The sequence below is a fragment of the Arthrobacter sp. AK01 genome, assembly GCF_021109375.1.
GTDB lineage: Bacteria > Actinomycetota > Actinomycetes > Actinomycetales > Micrococcaceae > Arthrobacter.
The window spans coordinates 1-15082 of record NZ_JAJOHP010000093.1; the positions used below are offsets into that span (position 1 = coordinate 1).

A 15082-nucleotide genomic window follows, 5' to 3' on the forward strand; every position below is an offset into this window, starting at 1 on the left:
GTTCACCCCTGGGCGTTGGGTGGCTAACCCATTCGGTGGGTTTCGCCAACATGTCAACCCCCCCGGGTTTCCCCCGGTTTTGCCCAAAAACACCCCGCCCACTGCTAAAAACCCCGGGGCCCCCGCTTGACTGATCTCGCTGCTTACTTCAAGAACTCGGAAAGGTTGTCCTTGGTAATGAGCGTGAATGGCAGCGTGTAGCGGTTCTCCACATTGCCGCCCTTGAGGAAGTCAGTGACAACTTCAACTGCCTTGACGCCCTGTCCAGCAGAGTCCTGTCGGACGGTAGCCGACATTGTCCCGGCTTTGATGTCCTGCATGGCTGGTTCAGTACCGTCGACGCCGACTACGGCCTTGAACTCGGCAGTTCGTCCCGCGTCAGCAATAGCGGAGGCTGCACCGATGGCCATTTCGTCATTGTTGGCCACTACGGCGTCGATCTGGCCGGCGCTAAAGCGCTGAAGCGTGTCTTCCATGTTGCGTTTGGCGTCGTCACGGCTTCCCTTCGCCTGGAATTCAGCCACGATCTTGAAGTTCTTGTTGATCTTGCTGTCGAAGCCGTTCTTGCGGCGATCGGTCCAGGAGGCACCGTAGATGCCCGCGGCGAACACAATGTTGCCACCCTCCGGAAGAGCCTTGTTCAGGTACTCAGCCTGCATTTCACCGGCCACGGTGTCATCCACACCGATGTAGCTCTTATATCCAACGTCCGAACCTTCGGCGAACTCGGTGGACAGAATGAACAGCGGTATGTTGGCCGCGATGACACGCTTCGCTGCGTTCTGGCTGGCCTCGCCATCCAAAGGCTGCATGATGACGGCGTCTACCTGACGGGTGAGAAGATCTTCAACCTGGTTGAGCTCACTTCCTACGTCCTTCTTGGAGTCGGTGATGTTGAGCTTGACGCCCTTTTCATCGGCAGTCTTCTTCATGGCGTCCGTCATGTGCGCCAGGTCCGGGTCCTGAAGGTCAAGAACCACAACGCCAATGTTGTAGGACTTGCCTGCAGCCTCCGACGTGCCGGGGGTACTACTCCCCCCGCAGCCGGTGAGTGTGAGGGCTCCAGCGGCCAGCATAGCGGTGGTTACGGCGAGCTTCTGTCGCATTCCCATGATGGTTCCTTTCAATGGTTCTGATTGCTGAGGAGATTGTTGGTTCTGTGGACCCCATTGGGTTCGGGGCATTTCGGTTACTGCAGTGGCTAGTCAGACTTCCACCGGTTCAGCAGCACGGCGAGCACCAGGATGATGCCTTGAACTCCTTGCTGGTAGTACGACGAGACCCCCATCAGGTTCATGCCATTCATGACCACGCCCAGCAGGAGGACACCGATGACCGTTCCGCGGATGGTGCCTACGCCACCGAAGAGACTCGTTCCTCCAATGACGACAGCGGCAATCACCTGAAGTTCGTAGCCGGTGCCAGCTACGGGCGCAGCCCCGTCGAGACGGGCGGTAAGAACCAGTCCGCCCAGCGCGGCTGTCACGCCACCGATGAGGTAAACGGTGAAGAGCACCCGGCTGGTGGAGATGCCCACTTTCTTGGCGGACTCTTCGTTGCCGCCTACGGCATATACATGCGAACCGAATTTGGTGCGGCTGAGGACAAACTCACAGATAACTGCGGCGATCAAGAAAATAATCACCGGGACAGGAACCGGACCGATGAAACCCGACCCGAGCCATTCAGCAGGTCCGCTCAGCCCGGAAACAACCTGCCCGTCCGTCATGACCAGAACTGCCGTGCGGGCAATGGCCATGGTTGCCAGTGTTGCCAGGAACGGCAGGATGGCTCCCCAGACCACCAACGCTGCGCTCAGGAATCCAACCAGCAGGCCTACTGCGAGGCCTGCAACCAGCGGCAACCAGAAGGCACCACCACTTGCCGGGGCCAGCAAGGCGAAAGTCATACCGGCCAAACCCACAATTGAACCGACAGAAAGGTCAATGCCGGCGGTGATCATAATGAACGTCATCCCTAGGGCAATCAGTCCTATGATGGACGACTGCCGGACCACGTTGACGATGTTGTTCAGGGTCAGGAAGTTTGGCGCAGCAGCCGCGAGGAAGATAAGGATTACCACGAAAAGGATGATGATCCCATAGTCACCAATGAAGCGCTTGACCTTGGTGGCAGTCATTCCCTCTTTAAGGTCAGCGGGTCCGAGCTTTGTCTTGATATTTTCCATGGTGAGACTCATGAGTGGCTCGCATTCGTAGTGCCAGGAGCGGCCATCACATCAACGACGTCCATCGATGAGGTGCTTCCGATCTTGCGGCGGTTGTCGGGGATGCCGGCGCCGTCGTCGATGTAGTCATCCAACGTGCCGTGGGAGATGAGGTGTGCCACCTGTGCTTCAGTAACCTCACCAACCCGGAAGCGACCCACTACTTGGCCTTGGCGCATCACCGCGAAACGATCTGCCACGGCAAATGCCTCATCCAGCCGGTGAGTGATGATGATGACGGCGATGCCGAGATCTTTGAGGCGCTGGGTCACTTCAATGAGCTTGTCCACCTTGGCCACCGACAGGTTTGCCGTGGGCTCATCCATGATGATCAAGCGGGCATCGAATGCCAACGCCCTGCCAATGGCGACGGCCTGACGCTGTCCGCCTGACAATCTCTTGACCTTGAGACGTGGATTGATGGGGATGTCCAAGCGTTCGAGTACCCGTTTGGTTTCGAGTTCCATCTTTTTGCGGTCGATGATCCGCAATAGGGGGCCGAGGATGTTCTTCTGCGGCTCCCGGCCCAGGAAAATGTTGGAACGAACATCAAGGTTGTCCGCCAAGGCGAAGTCCTGGTAGACCATCTCCACGCCCTGATCGCGTGAAGCTGATGGGGTTGGGAACTCGGTCGCTTTGCCGTCCAGTTCGATGGAACCTCGGTCTGGTTGATACACGCCCGTCAGTACCTTCATGAGCGTAGATTTGCCGGCGGCATTGTCGCCCAGCAGTGCGAAGGTCTCGCCAGGCTGGACATCGATGCTGACGCCGCGCAAGGCGGACACTGCTCCGAATGTCTTGTGTATGTCCTTGAGGGCGACCAGTGGAGGGGTCGCCGGTGGTGCTTCGGTCATCTCATCCTCGTTCGTTAGGGCCATGTGAATGATCCGGTGAAACACTTGAGGCGCGGTCCATCAAACTACGTTGTTTGACCTGCTGATTCGGGATGGTTCTAAAGCCCCGAGCCGCGTGACCTTCGCCACACTGTTTCACTTACTAGAACTTTGACGGATGAGCGTTCCGTGGATGTGTGCCACTTTGGAACACCGGAATGATACGTTTCAATTACTCAACCAAAAATAGCTTCCAGCGAGAATACTGGAAGCTAAAATCAGCTGCTTACGGCCACGCAACGAGGCTGTAGCCGTCGGCTACGTGAAATAGTCGACGCTCACCCACCGAGAGAACCCAGACGATATCACCGTCGGGAGTCGCGTCGTCCACGTATCCGTCATAGGGAGGCCAACCGGGCCTCTGCAAACGGACAGCGTCGCCAGGCTCCACCTTCTCCCAGAACCCGGCGGGCGGTGTCCAGCTGGCCTGCATTGAGTTCTCTGACTTATGGGCTGCGTTCATGTCCGGCTACCCATCCTTTCCTTGGCACCGCATCTCCAGCGTTCTGACAATTTAAAATGCCCGGCCTGGGCCGCAGTTGTCGTTGCGGGAACATCTGCGGCCCAGGGCAGGCGGCCTTATTACCTGATTAGCTCAGGTCCACTTCAACGGCAGTGCCGGTTCGGGCGGATTTCTCCGCAGCATCCGCAAGAATCAATGCAGCACGGCCGTCCTCGAACCCGGGACTCCTGGAAGGCAGGCCTCGAACAGCACGGAGGAACTCTGCAACTTCCAGTCGATAGGCCTCTGCATAGCGCTCCAGGAAGAAGTCCTGGTATGGCCCAATGGATTCAACGGATCGAGGACCCCAGTGCCGGACGAGGTTATCGTTCTTATTCCCCACCTGCAGAAGCCCCTTTGACCCGAAGGCTTCGATCCGCTGGTCATAACCGTAGGCTGAGTGGCGCGAATTGATGATCGTCACGAGTTCATCGTTGGATCCCCGCAAGGTGACAACGGTGGAATCGAAATCGCCCGCGTGACGGATGGCGTCGCTGAATACGTTTGCACCTTGTGCTGAAACTTCAACGATATTTGGAATGAAGTATCGTGCCATATCAAGGTCATGGATGGTCATGTCCCGGAAGATTCCGCCGGACTGGGGAAGATAGGCTGCCGGGGGCTCCCCCGGGTCCCGGCTGGTGATCAGCAGCTGCTCCAGAACTCCTATTTCCTCAGCGGCCACGCGGCGTTTCAGCTCCACGAAATGGCGGTCAAAGCGCTTGTTGAAGCCAAGGGCAACAGGAACGTCTGACAAAGCCGCTATCTCCCGAAAAGCGTTCACGCGGGAAATTTCCAGGTCGATCGGTTTCTCACAGAGGACTGGCACGTCCGCCTCGATCGCCTTTGCGACGAGGTCCAAATGAGTCGCCGTGGGAGAGGCCACGATGACAGCATCGATCTCACCTGAAGCGAACACTTCATCAGGATCGTCGGTCACCCGACCACCGAATTCAGCTGCGGTTTGTTTAGCACCTTCGATGAAGGGATCACAAACCCAGGACAGCGTAGCCTCGTCCAGGGTAGCCAAGCTCATGGCATGTACTTGGCCTATGCGCCCGGTTCCGAACAGGCCGACTCTGATTTGATGCGTCATTGCAGATCTCCAGGTCTATATAGGAAGAGGAACCTTTTTTGTTAGTCGATCTTTTGCCGGCCCAAGCGCGCATAAACATCAGGCCGCTTGGAACGCAGGAGGTATGCGTAGACAATCCCGCCGAAGAACAAGGCAAAAGTGAAACTCATGAAGATGGCAGTCATGATTGCCGACCCACCGATAAGTTCCGGGTAATTTGTGATGGCCAAGTAGGTGATGAGCCCCAGGAAAAAGACGCTGATAATCGGAGCCACGATGGTCTTCCAGACCGAATCCGGGTCCACCCGCCGGCGGCGAACGAAATAAACAAGCACGGCAAAGCTGGTGATGAACATCAGAAGCAGGACTGCGAAAGTGCCACTCCCGCTTGCAATCGGGTACAAGGCCTCTGGGGCTACCCCAATGACAGTGAAGACGACGGTTGCGACGGCCCACAACAGGCCAATGGCCAATGCCGACATGTAGGGCGACTTATGACGGGGATGCACGCGACCTAGAATCGAGGGCAACGCTCCATCGGCGGCCAGCGAGAAACTGTACCTGGCGGCGATGTTCTGGATCGAGAGCATTGACGCCAGGATCGAGGTGATGAGCAGGACAATAGCAATATCCGCAAAGATCTTTCCCACCAGCACCGTGGCACCAACGTTGAACAGATTCACTGTGTTTGCTGCAGCTGCATCCTGGACTTTGTCAGGACCGATGAAGGAGGTGTAAGCCCACGCCGCCACAGCGTAGAACAATCCAATGCCCACCACTGCAATGTACGTGGCCCTGGGGATGGTGCGATCCGGGTTCTTGACTTCATCCCGGTAGATGACGGTCGCCTCGAACCCGAAAAAGTTTCCGACGGCGAACAACAACGCCAGCCCCAATCCGGCATCGGTGATCCATGGCATGGAGAAGCCGATCCCCTGAACCGCCTCTGCGGATCCTGTGGAGAAGGCCGCAACGTCGAAGATGATGACTACTGCAGATTCAAGCAGCATGACAACGGTCAGGACCTTTGCCGAGAGGTCAATGCGGTTATAGGCCAAGACGGTGGTGATGGCGATGATGCCGAGCCCGTACCAATACCAGGGGATGTCTGGGCCGTTCAGTGTGTTGACCACGAAGCTCTGGAGCGTGAGAGCGAAAAGGGACGGTGCGAAGAACCCTATGAAGATGTAGCCAAAGAGCGCCAGCAGTGCTCCCCCGAGGCCCGCCGGTTTACCCAGGCCGGCTGTGACAAATGAATAGAAACCGCCGGGAGCTTCAACGCTGCGGCTCATCTTGACGAAGCCGACTGAGAAAATCAGCAGCATGAGCGTCACCAGAAGGTAGATGCCCGGTGCCGTATGGCCGCTGAAGAGAAGCATCACAGGCAGTGTGCCTGCAACGGTCGTCAGCGGTGATGAAAAAGCGAGAACGTTCATCACGAGCTCGCCCACGCCCATGTTGCCGCTGAGCTTGTGTTCCTGGGTTTGAGCCGGCGTTTTCGTCGTACCTCTTGGTGTGCTTGACATGTAATCCTCGTCGCGAAATTTTGAGTGCTGAATCACACTACCGACGGGGATCGTGGAAGCACTGTACCAGCTTGGGACACGGGATCCCATGGGATATTCCGGTCTGTTCGGCTCACGAAATATCCCATGGGAAAAGGCTTTCTCAGGGCCTTTCGGGCGCCATGGCTGAAGAAGATGAATCAAGCTTTTTCAGATCCACCACATCATTCAAGGGCTCATTGGCCTTCCAGAGGCTGAGGTTCCGGGCAAAACTATCCACCACTTTTCCCCGCCACCCGATCAGGTCCCCGGAGGCATGAGGTGAGACCAGGATGTCCCGCCGGCTCCACAGCGGATGAGCGGCATCCAACGGCTCATGCTCAAAAACGTCCAAGGCTGCGCCGCCCAGGCGGCCGGAGTCAAGTGACTCCAGAAGGTCTTGCTCCACCACTACCGCCCCGCGGCCCACATTTACCAAGCGAGCTCCGGGCTGCATTTTCTTGAATCGCGACGAGTTGAACAGGCCGCGGGTTTCTTCTGTGAGCGGCAATGTCAGCACCACGTCATCAGCGATGCCCAGAAGCCGGTCAAGGTCATCAAAACCGGAGATGTGTCCCAGCTGTGCGTCATTCCTCGCAGATCGACCCACAATGTCGACGTCCATTCCGGCAGCACGGAGGAGAAGGACGGTTTCGCGGCCCACCGGTCCCGGCCCCACAACCAAGACCTTCCGGCCCAGCAGTGGCTCGGTTTCGCGGTGCTGCCATGTCCGGGCCTGCTGAAGCTCGATGGTGCGGCGCAAATCCTTGGTAAACATCAGCAACACCCCCAGGACCCACTCAGCGATGGGGCGCTCACACACGCCGCGGGAGTTGCTGACCACAATGTCGCTGTCGATGATCTCCCTGGTCATGAGGCTGTCCACACCGATGCTGGACGTGTGTATCCAGCGCAAATCGCCGGGTCCTACTTCCCGAAGGAGTTTGGTCCGGAAATCGTTCAGGAACAGGATCTCTGTTCCTGGCTGGGCGGCCCGAAACTCATCTGCAGTGCGCACCACCGCGACATCAGCTTCGGCTTCCAACCGTTCAAGCGGAGGCAGCGGCCGGCCCTCCTGAACAATCACCATCACTTTCGGCCGCGACACAGCTTCCCGGGCCTTCCCCTCATCGGCACTCCCCCGGGCGTTCTCGTGTTCGGACGCGTAGCTACTCACCAGCCGCCCTGCCAACCGCTCATGAGGCCATGGGGCAAACGCTGTGGTTCCTCATCGGGAAGGCCCTTGAGGAAGTCGAAGTCACAGCCTTCGTCGGCCTGGTTGACGTGATCGATGAAGAGCCGTCCGTAGCCACGCCGGTATTTCGGTTCGGGGAGCTTGAGTTCGGCAAGTCGGCTCTTGATCTCATCAGCGGGGATATCCAGGTCCAGGCGCTGGTTCTCTACGTCCAGCACAATAGGATCCCCGTCCCGGACTATCGCCAGCGGTCCACCCACCGCCGCCTCAGGCGATACGTGCAACACTGTGGTTCCAAAGGCGGTGCCGCTCATCCTGGCATCGGAAATACGGACAATGTCACGGATGCCGCGCCGCAACAGCCTTTCGGGAATGGGCAGCATGCCCCATTCAGGCATCCCGGGAGCTCCCACGGGCCCGCTGTTTCGCAAGACCAGAACAGAGTCTTCGGTGATGTCCAGCTCGGGATCGTCAATCCTGCGCCCAAGATCATAAATGTCCTCGAACACCACCGCCGATCCCTTGTGCTGCAACAGATCCTTGGATGCCGCGCTTCGCTTGATGACCGCACCGTTGGGTGCCAAGGAGCCGCGGACGACGGCGATGCCTCCGGAGGCATCAAATGGGGCTTCGAGCGTGCTGACCACTACGCCATCGGGTTCGGGGGCCGAGTTGTAACCATTTTCGAGGGACTCACCTGTGACGGTAATGGCGTCCTTGTTCAGGAGCGGCGCCAATTCCTTGAGTACCGTGGAAATGCCGCCCACCTGGAACAGCTGCTGCACCAAGTACTCGCCCGAGGGGCGGACGTTGACAATGCGAGGCGTACGTTGCGAAATCTCATGGAAGCGATCCAGCGGCAACTCGTAACCGACGCGCCTCGCGAGCGCCAGAAGATGCACTACTGCGTTAGTGGAACCACCCACGGCCATCAGGAGGGTGATGGCGTTATCGAACGCCTCTTTCGTCAATATTTCGCTTGGCTTTGGTCCCTGTGACATGGCCATTTCAACTGCCCGGCGTCCTGTGGCTTCGGCAGCTTGGGCACGACGCGCGTCCACGGCCGGGATTGATGCAGTGCCCGGCAAACACATGCCGAGAGCCTCAACCAGCGACGTCATGGTAGAGGCGGTTCCCATTTCGCTGCAGTGTCCAGCAGAGGGCTTGGCAGCCGACTCAAGCTCGTCGAAGTCAGCCTCGGTGATCTTTCCTGCACGCAGCTCATCGGCATACTTCCACGTGTCCGTGCCGACACCAAGCTGCTTACCACGGAAGTGCGCCGGCTCTTGGGGCCCACCGGTGAGCATGATGGTCGGGACGTCCGCACTCGCAGCACCCATGAGTTGGGCTGGAACGGTCTTGTCGCAGCCGCCCAGGAGCACGATGGCGTCCAACGGGTAGGCGCGGATGGATTCTTCAACGTCCATGGCCATGAGGTTTCGGAACTGCATGGCTGAAGGCTTCATGAGACTCTCGCCCAGGGAAATGGTGGGGAACTCCAGGGGCAGCCCACCGGCCATGAGGACACCGCGCTTGACAGCGTCGGCCAGCAGCTTGAAGTGAATATTGCAGTTGACAAGCTCCGACCACGAGTTCGCGATGCCGATGACCGGTTTGTCCTTGAGTGCGAAGCGGGAGAAGCCCTCAGCTTGAATCGCTGTTCGGTGAACGAATCCCGTGAGGTCGTGGGGTGCAAACCAGCGCGCACTGCGGAGGTCCTTATAGCTCGACTCTTCCATGTCTTTTAGCTCCTTGGGCTTGATCGGTCTTGACAGGTAATTGGTGACGATGCCTACGCGGCCGAGGTGCCGCCGTCGAACGCCATGCTGGTTCCGGTCGCAAAGGTTCCGTCGACCGCCAGGAAATAGATGGCTGCTGCCACTTCGTCGGGATCCGCGAGACGGTTCAGCGGCACAGTGCTCTCTTTCAATCTCCGGGCCTCTGTTGGGTCCGGCGCCGCGGCCAGCCCTTCACGCACCATGGGCGTGTCAATCGGTCCCGGGCAAACGGCGTTGACTCGGACCAGTGGCGCCAGTTCCAGTGCCATGGCGCGGGTGAGTCCCACAACGCCTGCTTTCGCCGCGCAGTAGTGAACAAGGCCTGGCACGCCCATGGCGGCGAGATCGGATGCGACGTTGACGATCGAGCCGCCACCGGACCGTCTCATATGGAGTGCAGCCTCCCGCGCCACGTAGAAGGTGCCGGACAAGTTTGTCTCCAGCACTTCGTGCCAGCGGTCTTCGGTAAGGTCTTCCAACGCAACATGTCCGGCTACACCCGCAGCGTTGACCACTACGTCCAAGCCACCTAGTGTGTGGATCGCGCCCCGCACGGCGTTCTTGACCTCGCTGGCAGCGGCGACGTCGGCAACCACCGTGTGGGCGCCGGCGTCGATATCGTCTGCCACACGCTGCAATTCTTCAGAACGCCGGGCCAGTAACGCGAGCCGGTGACCCCGCTTGGCGAAGAGTCTTGCGGTCGCTTCCCCAACGCCTGAGGTTGCACCAGTGATGAGAACCCGAAGGGGTTCCGTTCGAAGTTGTTGCTCGCGGTCCATCATCGGCGACGGGCTCCTCTTGCTTGGCAGTGGCGGACTAGTACGTCCCACTAAAACAGCGCGCAGCTACCCCCAGCTGTCTCACATTGAGACACAGAGCACACTGACAACGTTCCTAGGCTGATCAACAGATGCCGCCGTCAGTCTGCGGCACAGCACCGCGGGACAGCGGTAGAGACTAAGGAGCGCTCTTGGAACAGCAAAACCGCCTTGGGGTTGGCCTGATTTCGGTCGGATGGATGGGGAGGCTGCATTCTCGCGCGTATCTGGCGACCAAGCAGTTCTTTCCTGAACTGCCCCGCCATCCAGAGCTGGTGATCGCTGCCGACCCGGACGATGCCGGCCGCCATCACGCCGAAGACGCGCTCGGCTACAAGCAAACGGCCACGGATTACCGCAAAGTGCTGGAAAACCCGGACGTGGATGTCGTATCTATCTGCTCACCCAACTTCCTTCACCATGAAATAGCGCTTGCCACCATCGAGGCAGGTAAACACTTCTGGATTGAGAAGCCCATGGGCCGCAGCGCCCAAGAGTCCCGTGAGATCGCCCAAGGGGCCGAGGCCGCTGGCCTCATCACCTCCGTTGGGTTCAACTACCGGCACGCCCCGGCAGTGGCAGAAGCGCGCAGGCTGATCAGGTCCGGAACTCTGGGCAAGATCACCAATGTGCAGATCCGTCTCCTCACCGGATACGCCTCTGATCCAAACCAAGTCTTCACCTGGCGCTATGAGCAGGCACGTGCAGGATCCGGCGTCCTGGGCGACGTACTGAGCCACGGTTTCGACCTCGCCCAGTTCCTGGTGGGTCGCATCACGTCGCTGAACGCCGTCACCGAGACATTCATCAAGGACCGGCCGCTCCCAGCTGGCAACTCCTCGAATTCCTTCGACATGGGTCAGGCTTCCGACGTCACCCGAGAGGTGGAGAACGAGGATTACACTGCCATGCTTGCCCGTTTTGAGGGTGGAGCAATCGGCATGTTCGAATCCACCCGTGTCGCCATCGGCCCACACGCCGAGTACATCATCGAGGTCTACGGCACCGAGGGATCATTGCGCTGGAATTTCGAACGAATGAACCAATTGGAACTCGCCACCGACCGCACTGGCTATCGCACCATCATGACTCCCCCGTCCTTCGGCGAGTTCGGCCGCTTCCAGCCCGGACCCGGCCCCGGCATCGGCTTCAATGACCTCAAGACCATTGAAGCGGCACTCTTCTTGCGTTCGGTGGCCGAAGGGAAACAACTGGGTCCGTCCGCCGCGGATGGCTGGTCAGCCTCCGAACTCGTTGATGCCTCGCTGCGTAGCGCCGGCTCCGGCGACTGGGTCCAGATTCCGGAGGTTTCCGGGAAAACCACCTACCAGGCCTAGGCACAACCTCACTCCACCCGCAATAAAAGGAGGCCGGATCGTCAATGATCCGGCCTCCTCTTGTTGGGTTGTTAATTACTTGGCGAAGCGGAACAACTTCTTGTTGGCGAACTCGAGCATGCCCACCTTGCCCAGTTCCCGTCCATAACCGGACTTCTTGACACCACCGAACGGTACATCGGCTCCGCTGAGGTCGTAGGCGCCAATGAACACCATTCCGACGTCGAGCTGGTTCCCTACCCGCTCGGCACGCTCGTGGTCATCACAAATCACCACGGAACCGAGGCCATACGGCGACGAATTCGCGAGTTTGATGGCTTCCTCATCGCTGCTGACCTTGTAAAGCTGGGCAACCGGTCCGAAGAGCTCTTCACTGTAGACGTCCATGGCAGGAGTGATGTTGGTAATGACTGTCGGGGTGAAGACGTTGCCCTGCGGTTCGTTATTGCCCACCAGGATTTCGGCACCTTGATCGATGGCTCCCTGTACCTGCCCCTTCAGGAACTTAGTGGCTGAATCTGAAGACATCGGGCCAAAGTCGCCGTTATCGTACGATTGGCCGGCAATGGCTGCCTTGAACTTTTCGGAGAACTCATCGAAGTGCTTATCCAGCACGACGATTCGCTTCGAGCCATTGCACGACTGACCGGTGTTGCCCATCCGTCCCATGACAGCTTTTCGCACTGCTTGATCCAGGTCGTCCGTGTCGAGAACAATGAATACGTCGGCACCGCCGAGCTCCAGCACGCACTTTTTCAAGGCACGGCCTGCCTGCTCAGCCACGATTGCGCCTACCTGCTCGGAGCCAGTGAGAGAAACGCCTTGGATGCGGTCATCCGCGATGATGTCTGAGATCTGCTGATGTGTGGCGAAGAGGTTGACGTAGGCGCCGTCCGGGAAGCCGGCGTCGCGGAACAGCTCTTCAAGTGCCAGAGCAGATTCCGGGCATTGGCTCGCGTGGCGGACTATCACGGTGTTGCCCAGGATGATGTTGGGAATCGCGAAGCGTGCCACCTGATAGTACGGGTAGTTCCACGGCATGATGCCCAGAACTACGCCCAGGCCTTGGTACCGGAAGAACGTCCGCAGACCATCGGCTACCTCAAGGTCCTCGTCGGCCAGCCATTCCTCTGCGTGCTCGGCGAAGGCTGCGGCGATGGAACCGGAGAACTCTGCTTCTCCGGCCGCCTGTGCGAGGGGCTTGCCCATCTCCCGGTTGATGATGGCTGCCAGCTTGTCCTTGCGTTCCACGAAGAGTTCGGCCAGGCGCTTGGCCAAAGCAGCCCGCTCAGCCACTGTGGTGGTGCGTGACCAGTCCTGGTAGGTAGCCTGGGCTGCGGTCAGGCCGGCTTCTACCTCTGCATCTGTGGCCGCTGGGTATTGTGCGTGCTTGGTTCCCGTGGCTGGATCAATAACGGTAAATGCGCTCATGTTGGTACTCCTTTGTCAGTATTTAGGCTGAGTATGGTCCGGTAAATGGGTCAGGCGGGACCGTCGCATGACGGCCCCGCCTGTTGCGCTTAGCGCTGGTCAGGTGCAGTGGTGGCTGCGTAGAAGCGCTGGCGGGCGCGGCCCTCCAAGTGCTTTGCAGTACCCTCCTGGCTGCCCGGACGCTGCGAGGTCATAGGCACTCCCACGTCCCAGAAGGCTCCGCTGCCGGACAGGTAGCGCCAAGGCTCCACCCGAGCGACGATCACTGCGGGGCCGTCCCCTTCCTTGGCCTCCTTGAGCGCATTCTGGAACTCCTCAACGGTGGAGGTGGACCAAGCTGCACATCCCATGCTGGCGGCATTGGCGGCAATGTCGAAGTCCAGAACTGCCCCGTCAAGGCGACCGGACTCACTGCTGCGTTCCCGGTACTGCGTACCGAACTCGCGCCCGGGGCCACCCTTGGACACCTGTAGAGGCCAGATGCACTGATGTCCGCGGTTGTCGATCACAATGGTGATGATCTTTTTGCGTTCCTGTACGGCCGTGACCAGCTCCGTTGGCTGCATGAAGTAGGTGCCGTCACCGATCAAGACGTAGACCTCTCCCGGCGCGTCCCCACGTGCGATCCGGTAGCCGAGGCCGGCCGGAATCTCATGGCCCATGCACGAGTTGGCGTACTCGAAGTGGATTTCGGCGCCGTTGGACGTATCCCAGGCCTTGTGGATGCCCTCAACCACACCACCGGAGCCCAGGATCAGGGCGTCCTGGTTGGTTGCGGTGCGGTTCAGAACGTCGATGACCTGGGCCTGGCTCATGTTTTCACCGGGGAATGCCTGAAGATCGTGCTTGCGCACCTCAAGGGTGGCCTTCCGAGCGTCCGCGATCTCGCTGCGGTAATCAGCGGAGGTACCGAAGTCAATGGCTGCCAGTCGTTCCCGCAGCGCCGCAAGCGAAAGTTTCGCATCGCCGATGACCGGGAATGAACCCATCTTGTGCGCGTCGAACGAGCCAACGTTGAGGTTGACGAACTTCACGTTGGGGTTCTGGAACAACGAGTGTGAAGCGGTGATGAAGTCCTGGAGGCGTGAACCAACAGTAATGACAACATCAGCGCCATCGGCGATTTCGTTGGCTCCCACCGTTCCGGTCACACCCAGCGCACCCAGATTCAGCTCACTGATGGGGCCGCTGCCCTTGCCTGAATAGGTTTCCGTAACCGGGATGCCGAACTCGGCGCTGAAGCGTGCCAGTTCCTCCTGGGCCTTCGAGTACCGGACACCACCTCCTGAAATCAGCAGGGGACGCTCGGCGTTCGCGATGATGTCGGCAGCATCGCGGTATTCGTCCTCCACAGCCGGACGACGACGAATGTGCCACACCCGCGGCGTGAAGAAGGACTCCGGGAAGTCGAACTCCGCGCCTTGAATATCTTGTGGAAGACAGACCACGACGGCGCCGGTTTCCACGGGATCGGTAAGGACACGCATGGCCTCCGGAAGGGTGGACAGCAGTTGGGCCGGATGAGTGATGCGGTCGAAATAGCGGCTGACCGGACGGAAGCAGTCGTTGGCGGAGACGTCCCTCTCTACCGGATGCTCGATCTGCTGCAGCACCGGATCACCAAAACGGTTGTTGATGATGTCGGCAGGGAACAGAAGCACGGGGAGGCGGTTGGTGGTTGCCGTCGCGGCCCCGGAAACCATGTTGGTAGACCCCGGCCCTGCGGAAGCCGTGCACGCAAGGGTGGCTGCGCGGTTGGAAGCCTTTGCGAAACCAATGGCTGCATGGACCATGGACTGCTCATTCTTGCCCTGGTAGTGGGGGAAATCCACACCGTACTCGTCGATTCCCTGCGCCAATCCAACGGAATTTCCGTGGCCAAAAATGCCGTACATGCCGGGAACGAGGCGACGACGCTCACCGTCCAATTCGCTGTATTGGACCTGAAGGTATTCAACGATTGCTTGTGCGACAGTGCGGCGGCGGACGGCCTTGTTGTCGACCACGGTGCCGATGTCAGCAGCGGCTGTGCTAGTCATGCGATCTCCTAAATTCGAAGGTGCGTCGGCATTTGCAAACCGATTCGCCCGAACTTCAGGTTTTCACCGTCGGGGGGCCGTGGTGTGTCCCACTTTGATACGCGGCAGGTTTCCTCCGCGGTAAATCAGTAGAAAGCAGAAAACAGCAGCCGCCGGCGGTTAGCGGGTTCCGCCGGGGGGGGGGGGTTGGTGGGGGCGTTTTTGTGGGAGGGGGTGGGGGGCATCGGGCCCCCAGGAGGGCGG

At 59.3% G+C, this 15082-nt stretch carries 12 protein-coding genes; 1 reads left to right on the forward strand and 11 read right to left on the reverse strand.

Features of this window, described 5'->3' with window-relative positions; all coding sequences use genetic code 11:
- Window positions 1–143 precede the first annotated feature (143 nt).
- The 9 genes from LN996_RS21435 to LN996_RS21475 all read right to left on the reverse strand — a co-directional run bounded on the left by LN996_RS21435 (window position 144) and on the right by LN996_RS21475 (window position 9996).
- Complete coding sequence (locus LN996_RS21435; protein ID WP_024820611.1) at window positions 144–1112, reverse strand: sugar ABC transporter substrate-binding protein; 969 nt, start codon at window positions 1110–1112, stop codon at window positions 144–146.
- Window positions 1113–1201: 89 nt separating this feature from the next.
- Window positions 1202–2188, reverse strand: a complete 987-nt coding sequence (locus LN996_RS21440) for an ABC transporter permease (protein WP_231342979.1) — start codon at window positions 2186–2188, stop codon at window positions 1202–1204.
- 8 nt (window positions 2189–2196) lie between these two features.
- The gene (locus LN996_RS21445; protein WP_166660247.1) at window positions 2197–3081 is read right to left on the reverse strand and encodes an ATP-binding cassette domain-containing protein; all 885 of its coding nucleotides are present in this window, start codon (window positions 3079–3081) and stop codon (window positions 2197–2199) included.
- Window positions 3082–3346: 265 nt separating this feature from the next.
- A complete protein-coding gene (locus LN996_RS21450; protein ID WP_231342981.1) occupies window positions 3347–3583 on the reverse strand; it encodes a hypothetical protein in 237 nt (78 codons plus the stop codon).
- Between the two features lie 127 nt (window positions 3584–3710).
- On the reverse strand, window positions 3711–4718 hold the full coding sequence (gene iolG, locus LN996_RS21455) for an inositol 2-dehydrogenase (RefSeq protein WP_024820607.1): 1008 nt from the start codon (window positions 4716–4718) through the stop codon (window positions 3711–3713).
- Window positions 4719–4759: 41 nt separating this feature from the next.
- Window positions 4760–6223 (reverse strand): APC family permease, encoded by a 1464-nt coding sequence (locus LN996_RS21460; RefSeq protein ID WP_231342982.1) that lies wholly within the window; start codon window positions 6221–6223, stop codon window positions 4760–4762.
- Between the two features lie 142 nt (window positions 6224–6365).
- Entirely contained in the window at window positions 6366–7418 is a 1053-nt protein-coding gene (locus tag LN996_RS21465) for a D-2-hydroxyacid dehydrogenase (protein ID WP_231342984.1), read from the reverse strand.
- Complete coding sequence (locus LN996_RS21470; RefSeq protein ID WP_231342987.1) at window positions 7415–9175, reverse strand: IlvD/Edd family dehydratase; 1761 nt, start codon at window positions 9173–9175, stop codon at window positions 7415–7417. The genes LN996_RS21465 and LN996_RS21470 overlap by 4 nt, the downstream gene beginning before the upstream one ends.
- 53 nt (window positions 9176–9228) lie before the next feature.
- Complete coding sequence (locus LN996_RS21475; protein WP_091466942.1) at window positions 9229–9996, reverse strand: SDR family NAD(P)-dependent oxidoreductase; 768 nt, start codon at window positions 9994–9996, stop codon at window positions 9229–9231.
- Between the two features lie 188 nt (window positions 9997–10184).
- On the opposite strand from LN996_RS21475, the gene LN996_RS21480 reads away from it, so the two are divergent.
- Window positions 10185–11369, forward strand: a complete 1185-nt coding sequence (locus tag LN996_RS21480; protein WP_024820602.1) for a Gfo/Idh/MocA family protein — start codon at window positions 10185–10187, stop codon at window positions 11367–11369.
- 75 nt (window positions 11370–11444) lie between these two features.
- Here LN996_RS21480 and LN996_RS21485 read toward each other — a convergent pair whose 3' ends face one another.
- Entirely contained in the window at window positions 11445–12800 is a 1356-nt protein-coding gene (locus tag LN996_RS21485; RefSeq protein ID WP_024820601.1) for an aldehyde dehydrogenase family protein, read from the reverse strand.
- Window positions 12801–12889: 89 nt separating this feature from the next.
- Window positions 12890–14839 (reverse strand): 3D-(3,5/4)-trihydroxycyclohexane-1,2-dione acylhydrolase (decyclizing), encoded by a 1950-nt coding sequence (gene iolD, locus LN996_RS21490; RefSeq protein ID WP_231342991.1) that lies wholly within the window; start codon window positions 14837–14839, stop codon window positions 12890–12892.
- Window positions 14840–15082 lie beyond the last annotated feature (243 nt).

What these genes read in the sequence shown, in the direction of transcription:
- LN996_RS21435 (WP_024820611.1), bottom strand. Translation starts at nt 1,112, where the DNA reads ATGGGAATGCGACAGAAGCTCGCCGTAACCACCGCTATGCTGGCCGCT.
- LN996_RS21440 (WP_231342979.1), bottom strand. Translation starts at nt 2,188, where the DNA reads ATGGAAAATATCAAGACAAAGCTCGGACCCGCTGACCTTAAAGAGGGA.
- LN996_RS21445 (WP_166660247.1), bottom strand. Translation starts at nt 3,081, where the DNA reads ATGACCGAAGCACCACCGGCGACCCCTCCACTGGTCGCCCTCAAGGAC.
- LN996_RS21450 (WP_231342981.1), bottom strand. Translation starts at nt 3,583, where the DNA reads ATGAACGCAGCCCATAAGTCAGAGAACTCAATGCAGGCCAGCTGGACA.
- iolG (WP_024820607.1), bottom strand. Translation starts at nt 4,718, where the DNA reads ATGACGCATCAAATCAGAGTCGGCCTGTTCGGAACCGGGCGCATAGGC.
- LN996_RS21460 (WP_231342982.1), bottom strand. Translation starts at nt 6,223, where the DNA reads ATGTCAAGCACACCAAGAGGTACGACGAAAACGCCGGCTCAAACCCAG.
- LN996_RS21470 (WP_231342987.1), bottom strand. Translation starts at nt 9,175, where the DNA reads ATGGAAGAGTCGAGCTATAAGGACCTCCGCAGTGCGCGCTGGTTTGCA.
- LN996_RS21475 (WP_091466942.1), bottom strand. Translation starts at nt 9,996, where the DNA reads ATGATGGACCGCGAGCAACAACTTCGAACGGAACCCCTTCGGGTTCTC.
- LN996_RS21485 (WP_024820601.1), bottom strand. Translation starts at nt 12,800, where the DNA reads ATGAGCGCATTTACCGTTATTGATCCAGCCACGGGAACCAAGCACGCA.
- iolD (WP_231342991.1), bottom strand. Translation starts at nt 14,839, where the DNA reads ATGACTAGCACAGCCGCTGCTGACATCGGCACCGTGGTCGACAACAAG.